12 protein-coding genes are annotated in these 16,022 nt (G+C 69.3%); 7 read left to right on the forward strand and 5 right to left on the reverse strand.

Annotation, left to right across the window (positions count from 1 at the left end; all coding sequences use genetic code 11):
• Positions 1 to 15: 15 nt before the first annotated feature.
• Both ACH4RG_RS32370 and ACH4RG_RS32375 read right to left on the reverse strand, forming a co-directional pair.
• Entirely contained in the window at positions 16 to 1,197 is a 1,182-nt protein-coding gene (locus tag ACH4RG_RS32370) for an FAD-dependent oxidoreductase (protein WP_398540636.1), read from the reverse strand.
• Complete coding sequence (locus ACH4RG_RS32375) at positions 1,194 to 2,468, reverse strand: DegT/DnrJ/EryC1/StrS family aminotransferase (protein ID WP_397923269.1); 1,275 nt, start codon at positions 2,466 to 2,468, stop codon at positions 1,194 to 1,196. The genes ACH4RG_RS32370 and ACH4RG_RS32375 overlap by 4 nt, the downstream gene beginning before the upstream one ends.
• Positions 2,469 to 2,904: 436 nt before the next feature.
• Between ACH4RG_RS32375 and ACH4RG_RS32380 the strand changes: the two genes are divergently transcribed.
• Genes ACH4RG_RS32380 through ACH4RG_RS32390 form a run of 3 tightly spaced genes read left to right on the forward strand, consistent with a single transcriptional unit; the run spans position 2,905 to position 6,086 of the window.
• Positions 2,905 to 3,132, forward strand: a complete 228-nt coding sequence (locus ACH4RG_RS32380; RefSeq protein WP_397923267.1) for an acyl carrier protein — start codon at positions 2,905 to 2,907, stop codon at positions 3,130 to 3,132.
• Positions 3,129 to 4,808: a (2,3-dihydroxybenzoyl)adenylate synthase gene (locus ACH4RG_RS32385; protein ID WP_398540637.1), complete on the forward strand. Its 1,680-nt coding sequence runs from the start codon at positions 3,129 to 3,131 to the stop codon at positions 4,806 to 4,808. The genes ACH4RG_RS32380 and ACH4RG_RS32385 overlap by 4 nt, the downstream gene beginning before the upstream one ends.
• Positions 4,809 to 4,811: 3 nt before the next feature.
• Positions 4,812 to 6,086, forward strand: a complete 1,275-nt coding sequence (locus tag ACH4RG_RS32390; protein WP_397923263.1) for an amidohydrolase family protein — start codon at positions 4,812 to 4,814, stop codon at positions 6,084 to 6,086.
• 107 nt (positions 6,087 to 6,193) lie between these two features.
• Here ACH4RG_RS32390 and ACH4RG_RS32395 read toward each other — a convergent pair whose 3' ends face one another.
• Positions 6,194 to 7,393 carry an NAD(P)/FAD-dependent oxidoreductase gene (locus tag ACH4RG_RS32395; RefSeq protein ID WP_398163313.1) on the reverse strand — a complete coding sequence of 400 codons (1,200 nt, stop codon included), beginning with the start codon at positions 7,391 to 7,393 and terminating at the stop codon, positions 6,194 to 6,196.
• Positions 7,394 to 7,808: 415 nt separating this feature from the next.
• Between ACH4RG_RS32395 and ACH4RG_RS32400 the strand changes: the two genes are divergently transcribed.
• Entirely contained in the window at positions 7,809 to 8,819 is a 1,011-nt protein-coding gene (locus ACH4RG_RS32400) for a phenazine antibiotic biosynthesis protein (RefSeq protein WP_397923259.1), read from the forward strand.
• A gap of 1 nt (position 8,820) precedes the next feature.
• On the forward strand, positions 8,821 to 10,209 hold the full coding sequence (locus ACH4RG_RS32405) for an aldehyde dehydrogenase family protein (RefSeq protein ID WP_397923257.1): 1,389 nt from the start codon (positions 8,821 to 8,823) through the stop codon (positions 10,207 to 10,209).
• Between the two features lie 145 nt (positions 10,210 to 10,354).
• On the opposite strand, the gene ACH4RG_RS32410 is transcribed toward ACH4RG_RS32405, so the two are convergent.
• Positions 10,355 to 11,383 (reverse strand): methyltransferase, encoded by a 1,029-nt coding sequence (locus tag ACH4RG_RS32410; protein ID WP_397923255.1) that lies wholly within the window; start codon positions 11,381 to 11,383, stop codon positions 10,355 to 10,357.
• Between the two features lie 95 nt (positions 11,384 to 11,478).
• The gene (locus tag ACH4RG_RS32415) at positions 11,479 to 13,059 is read right to left on the reverse strand and encodes an aminotransferase class III-fold pyridoxal phosphate-dependent enzyme (protein ID WP_398540638.1); all 1,581 of its coding nucleotides are present in this window, start codon (positions 13,057 to 13,059) and stop codon (positions 11,479 to 11,481) included.
• A 280-nt stretch (positions 13,060 to 13,339) separates the two neighbouring features.
• On the opposite strand from ACH4RG_RS32415, the gene ACH4RG_RS32420 reads away from it, so the two are divergent.
• Positions 13,340 to 14,911, forward strand: coding sequence for an FAD-binding oxidoreductase (locus ACH4RG_RS32420; RefSeq protein WP_398540639.1), 1,572 nt, complete (start codon positions 13,340 to 13,342; stop codon positions 14,909 to 14,911).
• Positions 14,912 to 14,915: 4 nt separating this feature from the next.
• Positions 14,916 to 15,974: a methyltransferase gene (locus ACH4RG_RS32425; protein ID WP_397923249.1), complete on the forward strand. Its 1,059-nt coding sequence runs from the start codon at positions 14,916 to 14,918 to the stop codon at positions 15,972 to 15,974.
• Positions 15,975 to 16,022: the final 48 nt, after the last annotated feature.

A 16,022-nucleotide genomic window follows, 5' to 3' on the forward strand; every position in this document is an offset into this window, starting at 1 on the left:
ACAGCGGGACAGCTGTCAGGGACAGGTGGCGTCCGGCAGCATCAGGCGGTCGACGCGGTAGTCGGTCGCGCCGTCGACGCACAGGTCGGCGCAGATTCTGCCCAGCAGCGGCACGAACTTGAACCCCCATCCGCCGGTGGCGACCACCACGTTCTCCCCGCCGTCGAACCGGCCCTTGGCGGTGCCGAGGAAGAACTGCCGCTCGGGGTCGGCGGGCAGCACGGCGAGACAGGTCTCGCGCGCCAGGGGGCGTGGGTCCACCGAGGGCAGATGCCGTTCGACCCACTCGCACATCCGGGCCACATGGCGCGGATCGGGAGCGCCGGTCGCCTGCCCGGGATCGGCCAGCGCGTTGACCTCGAACACCGGGCCGACGCGGACCCTGTCCGTGTCCTGCCACACGTTGGGCGGGAAGCCGTAGAACAGGTTGGTGTCCTCCTCGGTCGGCTCCTGGAAGACGAACCAGAACGGGTAGCGCGCGTCGGGATCGCGCTGGCGCAGGGTCACCAGGGCCATCTCGAACACGTTGAGATCGAGCCGGGCGCCCAGCGGTTCGAGCAGGTCGTTGGCGTAGGCGCCGTTGGCCACCACCGCCTTGCCCGCCCTGCACCAGCCGCGTGAAGTGCGCAACCGCACCCCTTCGCCGTCGGGGACCAGTTCCAGCACCGGCTCGTGTGCCCGCAGCACACACCCCGCGGCCTCGGTCAGTCGCAGCAGGCCCTCCACCGTGGCGCGTACGTCGACGGCTCCGCCGTCGGGCTGGACGAACCCCTCGAAGTGGCCGGGGAGGCGGGTGAAGCCGTAGCGGCGCTCGATGTCGGCCGCGGTGAGCCACTCGTACGGGATGGACAGGTCGTCCATGGTTCGCGCGGTCGCCGAGATCTTGCCCTCGTTGGTGGCGACGTCGACGTCGCCGAACCAGAGGCTGCCGAACGCGTGCAGGAGCCGGCTCCCGGTGGCCCGTTCGAGTTCGCGCCAGAGCGGCAGGGCCTCCCCGGTCAGTCGGCACAGGTCCGGCTCGGTGTACTGCAGCCGCCAGTGCCGCTCCGCCCCGCTCGTGCCGCACTGTTCGTTGCCGAACGCGTACTGCTCGAAGACCGCGACCCGCGCGCCGCGGCGGGCGGCGTGCCAGGCGGAGGCGAGCCCGACCGGGCCGCCGCCGATGACGACGATGTCGTAGTGCTCTGCTTCGGTCACCGGGTCCGTCCCTCCGTCGTCCGCGTCGTTCCCTCCGCGAGGGGTACGCCCCGGGCCTCCTGGCCGAGGACGGTGTCGAGCCGGGACACGACCTGCTCGACCTGCCGGTCGGTCATGCCCGGGTGGCAGGGCAGGTTGACCTGCTGCTCGAACCACATGCGCTCGGCGACCGGACACTCCCCGGCGGTGTGCCCCCTGGCCCGCCATTCGGCGAGCAGGTGCAGCGGGAAGTAGCGCAGCTGCATCTGCACACCGAGTGCGTCGAGCCGGGAGACCAGCCGGTTGCGCAGAATGCCGTCGGCCGGGTCGGCGAAGAACGTGTACAGATGGTGTCCGTGCCGCACCGGCTCGGGCCCCTGGTGCGCCCGTACCCCGGGATACCCTTCGAGGACCTTCCCGTAGGCGGCCGCGACCTCCGCCCGCCTGTTCACCAACTGGTCGAGTTTGGCCAGCTGTACGGTGCCCACCGCCGCGTTCGGCTCCGCGAGGGTGGCGTTCGTGCCGCCGTAGCGGATCTTCGAGCAGTCGTGGGTGAAGGCGAAACCGGGGTGCATCATCCATGGGTGGGCACTGGTGGACTCCCCGATGGCGCGTGCCTGCTCGCGGTAGACGGCGTCGGCGTCGTTGGACCGGATGCGGTCCGCCCGCTCCGCCAGCGTCCGGTCGAACAGCGTGATCATCCCGCCCTCTCCGAGGGTGGTGATGTTCTTGCTGGAGTGGAAGCTGAAGCAGCCGATGTCGGCCAGCGCACCCGGCTTGCGTCCCCGGTACTCCGCGCCGAGCGCGTGCGCGCAGTCCTCGATGACGGTGATCCCGTGCCGGCGGGCGATCTCCATGATCTTGTCCATGTCGCAGGGCAGCCCGCCATAGTGCACGAGGATCAGAGCCTTGGTCCGGTCGGTGATCAACGATGCGAAGTGGTCGGGGTCGATATTGAGCGTGTCCGGCTCGACATCGCAGAAGCGCACGTTCACCGGATAGTTCAACAGCGGTTGCACACTGGCCTTGTACGTCTGCGGGGTCGCGATGACCTCATCGCCCTCACTCAGGTCGAGCAGCCGTATCCCGATCTCCAGCGCCACGGTCCCACTGGTCACCGAGAGCGCGTGCGGCACTCCGAGATACTCGCGGAAACACCGCTCGAACTCCTCGCGGCACCTCCCCCCCGACAGGTTCTCACCGGATTCGAGCAATCGGGCCAGAACTCCGATTTCCTGCTCTCCGAGTACGGACCCCAACTCCGGGTAAGGAATTTCGTACGACTGTTGCACCGTCCACCCCCATGACTTCCCGACCGCCTGAACACGTGTCACCCGAGAATTCAGGCATCGATAGGCTCCAGTCCGGATCGGCAGCGCGCCGATCAACGGGTCGAATGTTCGTGGTCACCATCCAAAACGCGCCGCAGGCTTGCGATATTCGTCCGGCACAAACGCAACACTCTCAAATCTCACCGGAATCGGAAATACACCGCTTGGTGTAAGGCCGGTCTACGCCCTCGACACCCCGGTTCGCACCCAACGATGGACAACCTCCGGGGTAGAACCGGGAAACCGAACGAGGCGCTTAGTACCGGCGTACTAGTCCGTTGTCAGGCCGACGGGCGTCGATTAGCCTCGGCCTGCGCTCCGTACGGAGTTTCGCGCAGACGGCGGAACGTCACCGCCTTTCATCCTCGACATCGGAAATCAGGGAGCCGCCGTGTCCGTGGACGTCATCAAGCAGTTGCTGCTCGATATCGGCATTTCGGAGCAGACGCTGAGCGAGGTCGAACCTTATACCCGGCTCCGCGCTGACATCGGCCTCAACTCCGTCGAGACCACCGATCTGGAGATTCAATTGCGTGAACGGTTCGGAGTCAGGATGGATCTGTGGGACAAGGACGACTACACGGTGGAGCAATTGACCCGCGGGATAGCGGAGGCGCCCCGATGAGCCCGCTCGGGGCCCGGCCCCTGGACGGGGACGTCCCGGTGATCGACCGGCGACGGGCCGAGTCCTATCTGCGGGCCGGGCTGTGGCGCGAGGAGCGGATCGCCGATCTGCTGCGCGACGCGCGCCTGCGCCACCCCGACCGGCTCGCATTGGTGAGCGGTACGACACGGCTGACCCACGGCGAACTGCACACGGCCGTGACCGCGGCCGGCCGGCGCCTGGAGGGGCTCGGCGTCCGTGCCGGGGACCGGGTGGTGGTGCAGCTGCCGAACCGCGCGGAGTTGGTGGTCCTGGTCCTGGCCCTGCTCGACATCGGAGCGCCACCGGTCCTGGTCCTGCCCGGGTTCGGCGACTACGAGCTGGGCCATGTGGTGCGTGCCGCCCGGCCGGTGGCCATCGCGGTGAGCGCGGGCGGCAGAGCGGCCGACCCCGTGGAGTCGGCCCGGCGGCTGCGGACGGAACACGAGTTCCTCGGGCATGTCCTCTCCCTGGGCGACGTCGGCGCCGGCGACGTCGACCTCGCCGCGCTGTGCGATCCGGCCGCGCCGTGGGACGGACCGGCCGGACCCGCCGTCGTGAGCGCTCCGCGTCCGTCCGCCCTGACCGACGCCGCCGTCTTCCTGTTGTCCGGCGGCACCACGGGCCCGCCGAAGGTGATCCCCCGGGGCAACGCGGGGTACGCGTACATGGTGCGGACGGCCTGCGGGATCGCGGGGGTCTCGCACGACTCGGTCTACCTGGCGGTGATGCCTGCCGCGCACGGTTTCGTCCTCAACTGCCCCGGCGTGCTCGGTACGTTGGCCCAGGGTGGCACGGTCGTACTCGGCGACACCACCGACCCACGGCAGGCCCTCGCCCAGATCGAACGCGAACGGGTGACGCACTGCGCTCTCGTGCCGACGGTGGCCATGCAATGGCTGGCAGCCGCCGAGCGGACGGCCGCCGATCTCAGCAGCCTGCGCGTGCTCCAGACCGGGGGCGCCCGCCCGACCCCCGAGCTGGCGCGCCGGATCGGCCCCGCGCTGGGAGCGACGCTCCAGCAGTGCTACGGCATGAGCGAGGGGCTGCTCTGCTACACGGCGCTCGACGACCGCGAGACGGTGATCGTCGAGACCCAGGGCCGCCCCGCCTCCCCGGCGGACGAGGTGCTCATCGTGGACGAGCACGGCCGTCCGGTGCCGGACGGCGCCACGGGGGAACTCCTCACCCGGGGCCCTTACACCGTCGCCGGGTACTACCGGGACCCGGACGCCACCGCGAAGGCGTTCACCCCGGACGGCTTCTACCGCACGGGCGATCTGGCGACCCGGACGCCCGAGGGCACCCTCGTCGTCAACGGCCGGGTGCGCGACATCATCAACCGCGGCGGCGAGAAGATCCCCGCCGAGGACCTGGAGATGGCGGTGGCGCGGCATCCCGCCGTGCGCGCCAATGCCGCCGTCGGCGCTCCTCACGAGCTGTACGGCGAGACCGTCTGCCTGTACGTCGTCCCTGAGGAGGGTCAGGAACCCACGCTGCTGGAGCTCCGCCGGTTCCTGCGCGGGCTCGGGCTGGCCGTCTGGAAGCTGCCCGAACGGGTGGAGGTCGTGGCCCAGTTGCCGACCACCGCCATCGGCAAGATCGACAAGAAGGCGCTCCGCGCCGATCTCGCGCGACGTACGGCCTTGGAGGCATAGCCCATGACAGAGCGCATCGACGCGGACCTGCTCATCCCCGGCGCCGGCGCACCCGTCGCGCACGGCAGCGTCGTGCACGCGGAAGGCCGTATCCGCTTCGCCGGGCCGACAGCTCGACTGAGCGACGAGTACCGGTCGTTGCGGCCGACCCGGGTGGCCACCCTGCTGCCCGGGTTGTGGGACTGCCATGTACACTTCGCCGGGATCCGTGGCCGGGTCAGCACCGAGGAGCTGATGCTCACTCCGGAGGCGCTGGCCGTCGCGCGCAGCGTCAAGGACGCCGAGACGGCGCTGCGCGCGGGCTTCACCAGTCTGCGGGACATGGGCGGCCATGGCTGCGTCCTCGCCGAGGCCGTCCGGGAAGGCACCTTCACCGGCCCGAACATCTACAGCGCGAACCAGGTCATCGGGCAGACGGGTGGCCACAGCGACGCACACCGCCTGCCCTACCGCTGGGTGACCGACCCCTGCCGGAGCGGCGGCACCCTGCGTATCGCCGACGGGGTGGACGAGTGCGTGCGCGCGGTGCGCCTGCAACTGCGGGCGGGAGCCGAACTGATCAAGATCTGTACCTCGGGCGGTGTCCTGAGCGAGGTGGACAACCCGGTGCACCAGCAGTACCGCGACGAGGAGTTGGCCGCGATCGTCACCGAGGCGGCACGGGCCGACCGGGTCGTGGCGGCGCACTGCCACGGGCGGGCGGGCATCCTGGCCGCGATCAACGCCGGATGCCACACGATCGAGCACGGCACGGAGATCGACGAGAGGACCGCGGACCTGATGGCCGAGCGGGGCATGACGCTCGTGCCGACGCGCACCATCTACGAGGCCTTGCGGCAGAACACCGGCGCGCTGCCGCCCGCCTGGCGGGACCGTTTCGCGGTGATGGCCGATCGGCACCTCGCGGCGATCGCCGTCGCGCACAGGGCCGGCGTCACCATCGCGCTCGGCACCGATCTGGGCACCAGCGACCGCGGCGGCCCGCTCTCCTGGGGCGGACACGCGAGCGAGTTCACCCATCTGACCGCCGCCGGCCTGAGCCCGCTGGAGGCCATCACGGCGGCCACCGCCCACGGCCCCGGCACGCTGGGGCCCCGGGCGCCCCGGTCCGGCCGGCTGGTCGCCGGTCACGACGCCGATCTCCTGGCGGTGGACGGAGATCCCCTGGCCGACCTGACCGTGCTGGCCGACCCGGACCGCATCGCGCGGGTGTGGAAGGCCGGGGAGCTGGTGCACCGGAACGCCGCCGCGGGTACGGAAACCGCCCGCGCCGCCTGAACGGCCCCGGGGCCGCCCCGCCGACGCACGGAAACCGTCCGCCGGATCGCGGACGGTTTCCGTGCGTCGGCGGGTGTCCCTCAGGCAGCGGGGGAGGCGGGTGGCTCTCACGCAGCGGGGGAAGGGCCCCAGTCGGCGGAGAATTGCTCCATCGACGTCACACCCGCGTTCACCCGGGCGAAGGCGTCCATGCCCTGCCGGTTTCCGTCGATGCCCTCCAGGACCTTCTCGAAGTCCGTGGAGAGGGGGTCCAGCGTGGAGACCTGGAGCGTGAAGTCGTATACGGGTCGCGCATGCCGGTCGCGGGCGGATTGATAGGCGGCCATCGACACGTCGAACGGCACGCGCCCGGACAGCGCGTCGTCCAGGGACGCGGCGCAGAGCTCGGCGGAGATGAACGCGTCGCTGATGCCCTGGGCGGTGAAGAAGTCCTTGCAGTAGCCGGAGTCGCCGACCAGCGCCCAGCCGGGTCCGAAAGGCCTGCGGAAGAAGTTCGGCAACGCCGCACCGACGATCCGGTCCTCACGCTTCGCTTCGCGTATACGTTCCGCCCACGCCGGTGCCAGGGTGAAGTTCTTGAAGTAATTCCCCTCGATGTCCTTCCGGATGTCGTTCAGTTCCGCGAACGGCCAGCAGCCGCCGACCAGCGTCAGGCCGTCGTGGGTCGGCCACGCGCCGAAACTCCGGTAGGGACGCGAATGGGCCTTGAATACCCCCTCCATTTCCAGCCCGCTGAAATAGCTGTAGTAACCGACCATCAGTTTCTGATGCTCGTCGTAGCGCGGCGCGTCCACCGCACGCGCGACCAGCGAATGCAGACCGTCAGCCCCCAGCACCACCCGCGCCCGCTCGGTCATCTCCGGACCCCATGGCCCCCGCCCCCGTACGCCCACCACCCGGCCGGCGTCGTCGAAGACCAGCCCGGAGACGGTGAACCCCACGCGCACCTCGGCCCCCGCCTCCACGGCCGCGTCCACCAGCATCGCGTCCAGGACGGTCCTGCGGGGCGCGTACGCGTACGGTTCGGCCTCCGTACCCGGAGCGCCGGGGAGGACGAGCGCGCCGAAGTCGAACTCGTAGGTGTGGATGGGCGGACAGCCCGTGGCCACCAGTCGGTCGAGCAGGCCCCATCTGCGCAACGCGGCGACGCCCGGTGGGTGCACCAGGTGAGTCGACAACGTGTCGCTGGGAAAGGTCGCCCGGTCCACGACCAGGACCCGGTACCCCCTTCTCGCCAACAGCATCGCGGTCGGCGACCCCGCGCACCGCGCACCCACGACGATCACGTCGTAGCGGCTCTCGCTCATCTTCCACTCCTGCCCGCACTCATGTGATGGTCCGTCGGATGGAGGCTGTTCGCACATCTTTACGGAAATCGGAACAGCACCCCGAAGACTAATCACGCCACCGGGCGAGCGGCAATGAGTCTAGATCCACGGTTGTAAACCAGGTGATCCATCGGACGAGGAAAAGGGGCTGGCGGGAGGAGTACCGGCCTTGTACCTTCACAGGAGATTCCGGAGGCTGCGCCCCGATCAGCGGTCCGGGCGCCCGAGTTCGAGCGGATGCACTCTTCCCCTCCACTCAGCCGACCGTCGAAAGACAATGCCGAGGAGCAGGACGATGACCTCACGTGCCGCATCCGCACTCGACACTCCGTGGGACAGCCCGCCAGATACCCAGGAACTCATTCAGGAAGCCATGGCATGGCATTTTGATCCCGTGACGGGATCGCCTTTCTGGCAGGAACAGAGGAGAAGGCTGGACTTCGATCCGCGTAAGGACGTGCGGACCGTGGAGGATCTCTCGCTGTTCCCCAACATCGTCGACGAGCTGCGCGACGCGCGCATCGAGGATCTGGTACCCAGAGGGTACGGAGACATCGCGGAGCTGCCCGCACCGCCCGTGGTGGCCGAGAGCGGGGGAACGACCGGGGCGCCGAAGCGGGTGTTCATGCTGCCCGATGTGCGGGAGCAGTCCTGGGCCTGGTACTACAACAGACTGGTGGAGCACGGCATCGCGGCGGGCGACAACTGGCTCGGGATCATGCCGGGCGGTCCGCACATGGCCGGTGTCCTGGCCCAGGACACCGCCCATCGCTTCGGGAGCATCTTCTTCACCCTGGACTTCGACCCCCGGTGGGCGAAGCGCGTCATCGGCCGCGGCGCCGCCGACGAGGCGAAGGCCTACATCTCCCACCTGGTCGACCAGATCGAATGGATCCTGCGGAGCCAGGACATCCGCGTCATGGTCATCACGCCGCCGCTCCTGGAGGCGGTCTGCCGCCGCGATCACCTGGTGGAGCTGATCAACGCGAAGGTCAACACGGTGATCTACGGCGGCACATCGATGGACGAGGACACCCGGCACCTGTTCCGAACCGAACTCTTCCCGCAGACCGACTTCATCAGCATCTTCGGCAGCACGATGATCTTCTGCGCGATGCCGCAGCGGCCCGGGACGTCGGCCGACGACGCACCGGTCTTCGACCCGCCGTCGCCGTTCGCCATGTTCTCGGTGATCGATCCGGAGACCGGGAAGAACGTGCCGTACGGGGAACGCGGCCAGGTCGTCACCCATCACCTCACCCGGAACCTGTTCCTGCCCAACAACCTGGACCGGGACACCGGGATCCGCCACCCGCACCGCCTGGGCCTGCCGGGTGACGCGGTGGCCGAGTTCAAGCCGGTACGGGAGTTCGGCGCCTCCGCCGTGGTCGAAGGGGTCTACTGAGGTGCGGGACACCCCAGTCGCACCGGTGGACCTTCCCGCACTCGGTACCGGAGGGCCCTTCCGGAGCCGCAACCGGGAAGTCGTCCACGACGTCCGGGGCAGGCCGGTGGCCGAACTGAGCCTGGTGCCCTGGCTGTTCGCGCAACGGACCATCACGGCGCTGCGCAGGGCCACTCCGCCGGAGGCGGAGCGGCGCAAGAAGCTCCTGACCCGTGCGGGCTGGCTCTTCGCGAGCGGCTCGGTCGACGGCGTCTCCCCCAGGATCTACCACCGGACCGTGGCCGACGTGTCCGGTCTGCCGATCGCCACCGTACGGGAGACGGCGCGGCAGGTCGGCGAGTACGCGGAGACCGCGCACGAGAGTGTGCGCCAGGCCCGTCCGATCGGCGCGGTGGACAGCTGGCGCGACCCGCGGGCGCGAGGCGGTTGCGGGGTGTGGACCCGTCGTGGCGAGGTGCTGGTGGTGCACGCGCCGGCCAACTCCCTCGCGGTGCACACCTCGTGGCTCGACGCCCTGGCGCTCGGCTACCGCGTGGCGGTCCGGCCGTCGCAACGGGAGCCGTTCACCGCCCACCGGCTGGTCTCGGCCCTGCGACAGGCGGGCTACGACCATGATCAGGTCGCCCTGTTGCCCACGGACCACGAGACAGCCGACCGGCTGGTCGCCGAAGCGGACGTCGCCATCGCGTTCGGCGCCGACGAGGTGGCCCGCAAGTACGGGTCCAGCACCCTGGTCATGCCGTTCGGGCCCGGCCGGTCCAAGATCCTCATCACAGCCGGGGTGAACGCCCTGGACCATCTGGACACCATCGCGAAGTCCGTCGCCGGGCACGCCGGCACCGGTTGCGTGAACGCGACCGCGGTGTTCGTGGAGGGCGACCCGGAGCCCGTCGCGAGGGCTCTCGCCGACCGGCTGGGGAGGCTTCCCTCGTTCCCGCCCGGTGACGAGCGCGCGAGGCTCCCGGTCCGTCCGGTCGCCGCCGCGCGCGCCGTGGAGAGCTATCTGCGGGCCCAGGCGGGCGACGCACGGGCGCTGCTGGGTGGGGAAACGATCGTCGACGAACTGGGAGACGGTTCGGCGGTGTTGCGTCCGGCGGTGTTCGTGCTGGACCGTCCGGACGCTCCGCAGGCCCGGATCGAGTTGGGTTTCCCGTGTGTCTGGGTGCTGCCGTGGCGACGCGACGGCGACGCGCTGGCGGCCTTGCGCGACACCTTGTCGCTCACGGTGTTCACGGACGACGGCGAGCTCATCACCTCACTGGTCGCCGAGCCGTCCATCGACAAGATCCATGTCGGGGACCGTCCGACCACCTGGACGCTTCCCGGGCTCCCCCACGAGGGATACCTCGGAGAATTCCTCATGCGGACCAAGGCGGTGGTCGTCGATTGACCACGGGGGGGCGTCGTCACACCTCGACGCCCCGCACCCGTGTCGTTCCCACACGTTCGGCCTCCAGCGTCCGACGCCGGAGGCCGAACGTGTGGTCGTGCTGCTCGCGGGGCCGCGCCCCCCGGGCGGTGCGGCCCGACCGCGGCTACCTCGGGGCGGTCGCCTCGATCATGTGCAGGGAGGAGTCGACCGGGCGAACGTTCCGCACGGTCAGCCCGGCCCGTTCCGCGATCGCCAGCAGCCCGGCCCTGGTGTGCTTCTGTCCCCCGATGACCAGCAGCATCCGCAGGTCCAGTGCGGAGGCGAGCCGCTGTCCGGGACCGTCGTCGACGAAGTTCTCCACGATGACCATCTGAGCTCCGGGCGGTGCCGCCCGCACCGCGTTGCGCAGAATCCGGACCGAGGCGTCGTCGTCCGCCCCCAGGATGTTCTTGAAGAGATAGACGTCGGCCTCGACGGAGATCTCCCTCTGACAGTCGCCCGGCACCAACCGCACGCGGTCGGCCAGTTCACCGCCCGGGTGCAGTCGCGGATCCGCGTTCGCCACCACGTCGGGGAGGTCGAGGAGGAACCCCCGTGCCTCCGGGTGGCGTTCCAGCAGCGTACCGAGGACGAGTCCCTGCCCTCCGCCGACATCGGCGATCGTGCCGGCGCCGGAGAGGGGGAGCATGTCGGCGATGGCGAAGGCGGACACCCGGGTCTGCTGCGTCATGGCGCGCTGGAACGTCCGCGCGGACTCCGGCCACTCGCTGTGCAGTTGCTCGTAGAACTTCCGGCCGTGCGCCCTGGTGAAGACCTCGCCTCCTGTCCGGACCGCCTCGTCGAGATCCCCCCACAGCGACCAGAGCCACGGCTCGGTACACCAGAGCACCAGGTATTTGACGCTGTTCGGTGAATCCTCGCGCAGGACGAGCGACTTGTCGGTGTGGGCGAACGAGCCCGCCGGTGTCTCGGCGAACACACCGTAGGACGTCAGCGACCGCAGGAGTCGCCGAAGGGCCCCCGGACGCACGCCGACCGCCGACGCGAGTTCGTCGGCCGTGGCCGACTCGTCGCCGAGCGCCTCGGGCAGGCCCAGGGTCACCGCCGCGCGCACCGAGGCCGCGCATGCCGCACTGAGCGCGTGCTCCATCAGTCCCGACACCAATGACTCGGCGGATACCTCACTGCTCATGGGGGGACACCTCTCTGCCGGTTCGACTGATCGTGTTCGTGACCGCTCGGGCGATATGCCCGCCGACGATCGATGGGCACGCCCTCGTACCCCCGTCAGGGCAGGAGACGGTGGCCGTCCTGGTCGCGGAGGATCGTGCAGACATCACGCAGCGCGGACTCCGTACGGGCGATGTCCGCGTCCGTGAGATGGATCGAGGGTTCGAACCGCACCGAGTTGCCCACGGGCCCGACCGGGAGGACGCGTATGCGGTGTTCCCGCAGGATGTGGCCCGCGACGACGTATCCGAGCATGCCCGCGCCGGCCTTCTCCCGCAGCACCTCGCACGACGCCCGGGTCTGGTCCGTGAACTCCAGCGCGACCATGAGGCCGAGGCCGGCGACCGTGTCCACGACCTCCGGGAAATCGGACCGGACCGAGTCGAGCATCTCCCTCAGCCGGCTCCCCCGTTCGGCGGCGACCCGGTACGCCCGGCCGTCGTCGGCCTCCAGCATCTCCAGGACCTTCAGAGCGATGGACGCCGAGAACCCGTCCTTGGCGAAGGTCGAGCTGTGCATGACCTCGAATTCCGGGCGGAATCGGTCCTGGCGGAAGAGGGCCACCGCGTTCTTGGCGATTCCTCCGCCGATGCTCTTCGCCAGGGTGTAATAGTCGCCCCGCAGGCCCATGTGCGAACTGGCGAGAAAGGCGCCCGTCCGGCCCATGCCGCTGTGTATCTCATCCACGATCAGAGGGCACCCGATCGCGTCACACACCGCCCTGATCTCGCGGGCCGAAACCTCGGACAAGGGGCGCATGCCGTTCGCGCCCTGGACGGGTTCGACGAAGAACGCCCCGATGGCGGGGAATTCCCGCTCCACCACGTTCACCGCATCGTCTTCCACCACGATGTCCAGCAGGTTCTCGCGCAGCTCCTCGACAGCCGCCTTCATCTCCTCCGGGCGGTCCGGGTGGAGAAAGCGGGTCGAGGAGGACAGGGCGGTGAAGGGAAGGCGCCAGTGCGGATTCTGAGTGAGCTGCACGCTGGCGACCAGCTTGCCGTGAAAGGCGTTCTCCAGTGCCAGATGGACCGGCCCCCGCGCGACCAGCTCCGCGTTCCTGCGGTCGATTTCCGCGATCAGCTGTTCGAGCTTCTCCCTGTCGTCGCGCCCGGGGCCGACCGGAACGTACGGGTTCTCGACGACGGCCGCCCGCCCCGCGCCGACGGCTTCCCGCGCTTCCTCGATGTGCTGGGCGATGTCGTCCGTGAGCCTCACGATCCGGGCACGGCGTTCCAGTTCCGCGTGCTTAACGCAGATCTCGACGGCCTCGGCACCGCTGTTGGCGAAGATCGCCGCGTATCCGCTGTCCCCGCCCGGCACCTCCCGCCGCATGATCGCGTTCAACACGGTGGCTATCGCGTTCGCGTGCGACTGCCGGGACAGCTGGGCGTGCACCGGAACCTGCTGGTCCAGCACCGACTTCGCGTGCTCCGTGATGTCCGGGTTGTTGTGGCCGAATAGCAGCGATCCGAATCCACACACGTGGTCGAGCACCGCTACTTCCTGATCGCTCTCGTCCCGGAAGTACAGTGTGTTGGCCTCGGCCCGGGAATACTCGATTCCGAGCCCCACGCTGCTCAGCCAGTCGTTCAGCCGACGGTCCGCGAAGACGGGATCACTGGCTGCACTGCTCATACCACGCCTCTTTCGTATCACTGCCGATGAATCCTGCCAGGGATCGTGCAATCACCTGTCCGTTTTGGTGGTCCCGGACTTTACAGGCGTCTGTCCGGCACCGGCAACGGGTCTAGATCGCCGGGTCTAATCAGCTCGAACCTTCGTTTATGTTCGCGCTGGCCGGCTCCTCTTCCGGAGTACGGTGGCCCAACGACCAGAGGCGCGTTCCGGGACGGCTCATCATGGTTCACGGTCGCTCCCTCGCACGGATCGAACGGCGGAGATGACGGACATATCCATGAAACGCGACGACAGTTACGGCGATGAGGAAGACGTGCTATCCCAGCCGACGCCGATTTCCACGATCGTCACACCCGACGACCTTCGCTACGAGAATCTCGGCCACGCCTACAACTACCGGTTCATAGCGAAGCCCGACTATTTTCGGCTGGCCCATTCGCCGCGACAGGTCGAGGACGCGGTCCGTGAAGCGGTCGAGAGCGGGAAGCGGATCGCCGTCCGATCGGGCGGGCACTGCGGCGAGAACTTCGTCGCCGCACCCGACGTGCGGATCGTCCTGGACCTCTCCCCCATGTCCCGCGTCGATTTCGACCGCGAGCACAACGCCTTCGTCATCGAGGCGGGCGCTTCCGTGGGGAAGATGACCGACGCCCTCTTCCACCAGTGGGGGGTCACGATCCCCGTCGGATTCTGCATGGGCGTGGGTGCGGGCGGGCACATCAGCGGCGGCGGTTACGGACCGCTCTCCCGGATGCTGGGGCTCAGCGTCGACCACCTGTACGCGGTCGAAGTGGTCGTCGTCGACCAGCACCGGAACGTGTCGACGGTGGTGGCGACCCGCGAGGAGAACGACCCCAACAGAGATCTCTGGTGGGCGCACACCGGCGGCGGCGGCGGCAACTTCGGCGTGGTCACCCGGTACTGGATGCGTTCCCCGGACGCGCGGGGAACCGATCCGTCCGGCCTGCTGCCCCGTCCGCCGAGCGCTCTGCACATCGCGGAGGCGCGCTGGCCATGGGGCGGGCTCACCGAGACGGACTTCGTCCGGCTGACCGGCAACTTCCTTCGCTGGCAGCTGGCGAACAGCGCGGTCGACTCGCCCGACGCCGACCTGTACGCCCTGCTCGACTGCCCGCACCGCTCGGCGGGGGACCTCACCCTGCACGCCCAGCTGCCCGCGGACTCTCCGCGCGCCCACGCCCGCATGGACGCGTTCCTCGACGCGCTCGGTGCCGGCGTCGGCACCGCTCCGAGCGTCCGGCGCACGTCCCTGCCGTGGCTGGCCGCGAGCCGGTACCTGGCGGTCCCCGACACCGGTCCGACCGCCATCGGACTCCGGTGCAAGGTCAAGTCGGCGGATCTGCGCGCCCCGCACTCTCCGGAACAGCTCGCCACTCTTCACGGGCACCTCACCCGCGACGACTACCGAGGCACGTACGCGGCGGTGGAATACATCGCGTACGGCGGCAAGGTCAATGCCGTACCCTCCACCGCCACTGCCATACCGCGGGGCGCCCTGGTGAAGACCTTTTACATGGTCACCTGGAAGGATTCCGCCGAGGACGAGTGGCATATGCGGTGGATCCGCGAACTGTACCGGGACATACACGCTTCGACGGGCGGCGTCCCGGTGCCGAACGATGTCAACACGGGCGCCTACATCAATTACGCGGATATCGATCTGGCGGATCCGGAGTGGAACACGTCCGGCGTTCCCTGGCACGAGTTGTATTACGGCGAGAACTATGCCGGGCTGCAAGAAGTGAAAGCGAAGTGGGATCCGTTGAACATCTTCCGCCACGCCCTGTCCATCACGAGCCCTCATGCGACGACACAGAAGGAATGGTGAGTTCATGACAACCGAGGCCGACGCCCGCCGCACCGTGATCTCGGCGATCTTCGGGACGCTGGCCACCCAGGCCGTAGGAGCTGCCGCACGGCTGGAGCTGGCCGATCGTATCGGCGACGGTGAGGCCGGGACCGACGAACTGGCGCTCGCCTGCGAAGTGCCCGCCGAACAGCTGGGCAGGCTGCTGCGTGCCCTGGCCTCCCTCGGCCTGTGCGTCGAGTCCCGGTCCGGACGCTTCGCCCTCACCGAGGCGGGGGCACTGTTGCGCCGGGACACCCCCGCGTCGCTGCTGGACTTCGCCGCCTTTCTCACCCACGACGTCTTCCAGCGCAACTGGCTGAACCTGGGGGAGTCGTTGGGCACGGGCCGGCCCGCATTCGACACACACTTCGGTGAGCCGGTGTACGACTACCTGTCGGGCAAGCCGGAACTGGCCGCCCTCTTCCACGCGGCGATGAGCAAGCGCCATCTGCCGGTGGAAATGGCCGAGGCGATCTCCGGGACCTACGACCTGAGCCGTTTCGGCACGGTGGTCGACGTCGGAGGTGGCGACGGCACGCTGCTCGCCGCGTTCCTCGAACGGCACCCGCGGCTGACCGGCACCGTGTACGAGACCGAGGCCGGGACCGCGCGAGCGCGGGAGACCATCACCGCGTCCGGTCTGGAGAACCGGTGCCGCGCGGTCGCGGGAGACTTCTTCGCCGAGGTGCCCAAGGGCGCCGATCTCTACCTCATCAAGAACGTGGTGCTGAACTGGGACGACGAACGTGCCTCGACGATCCTGAGCCGGGTCCGGGCCGCCATGCCCGACCACGGCAAGCTGCTCATCGCCGAGCCGGTGCTGCCCGACACCGCCGGCGCGGACACCCTCAACCACGCCGCCCTGGAGAACCCGTACCTGACCGATCTGCACATGCTGGTCACCATCGGCGGCCGACAGCGCACCAGGGCGGAGTACACCACGCTCTGCGCCCGGGCGGGGCTCCGTGTCGTCCAGGTCGCGCCGCTGGCCCAGGAGTTGAACGCGTCGCTGATCGAGGCCGTCCCCGACAGCGCGGTCTGACGGCGAGCGGTCCCGGCCGAGCCTCCGCTCGGCCGGGACCGCGCCCTC

It is taken from the genome of Streptomyces sp. NPDC021019, assembly GCF_044333295.1.
Lineage (GTDB): Bacteria > Actinomycetota > Actinomycetes > Streptomycetales > Streptomycetaceae > Streptomyces.

Coding starts and splice junctions, on each gene's coding strand:
- ACH4RG_RS32395 (WP_398163313.1), bottom strand. CDS start 7,393: ATGAGCGAGAGCCGCTACGACGTGATCGTCGTGGGTGCGCGGTGCGCG.
- ACH4RG_RS32420 (WP_398540639.1), top strand. CDS start 13,340: ATGAAACGCGACGACAGTTACGGCGATGAGGAAGACGTGCTATCCCAG.
- ACH4RG_RS32385 (WP_398540637.1), top strand. CDS start 3,129: ATGAGCCCGCTCGGGGCCCGGCCCCTGGACGGGGACGTCCCGGTGATC.
- ACH4RG_RS32425 (WP_397923249.1), top strand. CDS start 14,916: ATGACAACCGAGGCCGACGCCCGCCGCACCGTGATCTCGGCGATCTTC.
- ACH4RG_RS32415 (WP_398540638.1), bottom strand. CDS start 13,059: ATGAGCAGTGCAGCCAGTGATCCCGTCTTCGCGGACCGTCGGCTGAAC.
- ACH4RG_RS32410 (WP_397923255.1), bottom strand. CDS start 11,383: ATGAGCAGTGAGGTATCCGCCGAGTCATTGGTGTCGGGACTGATGGAG.
- ACH4RG_RS32390 (WP_397923263.1), top strand. CDS start 4,812: ATGACAGAGCGCATCGACGCGGACCTGCTCATCCCCGGCGCCGGCGCA.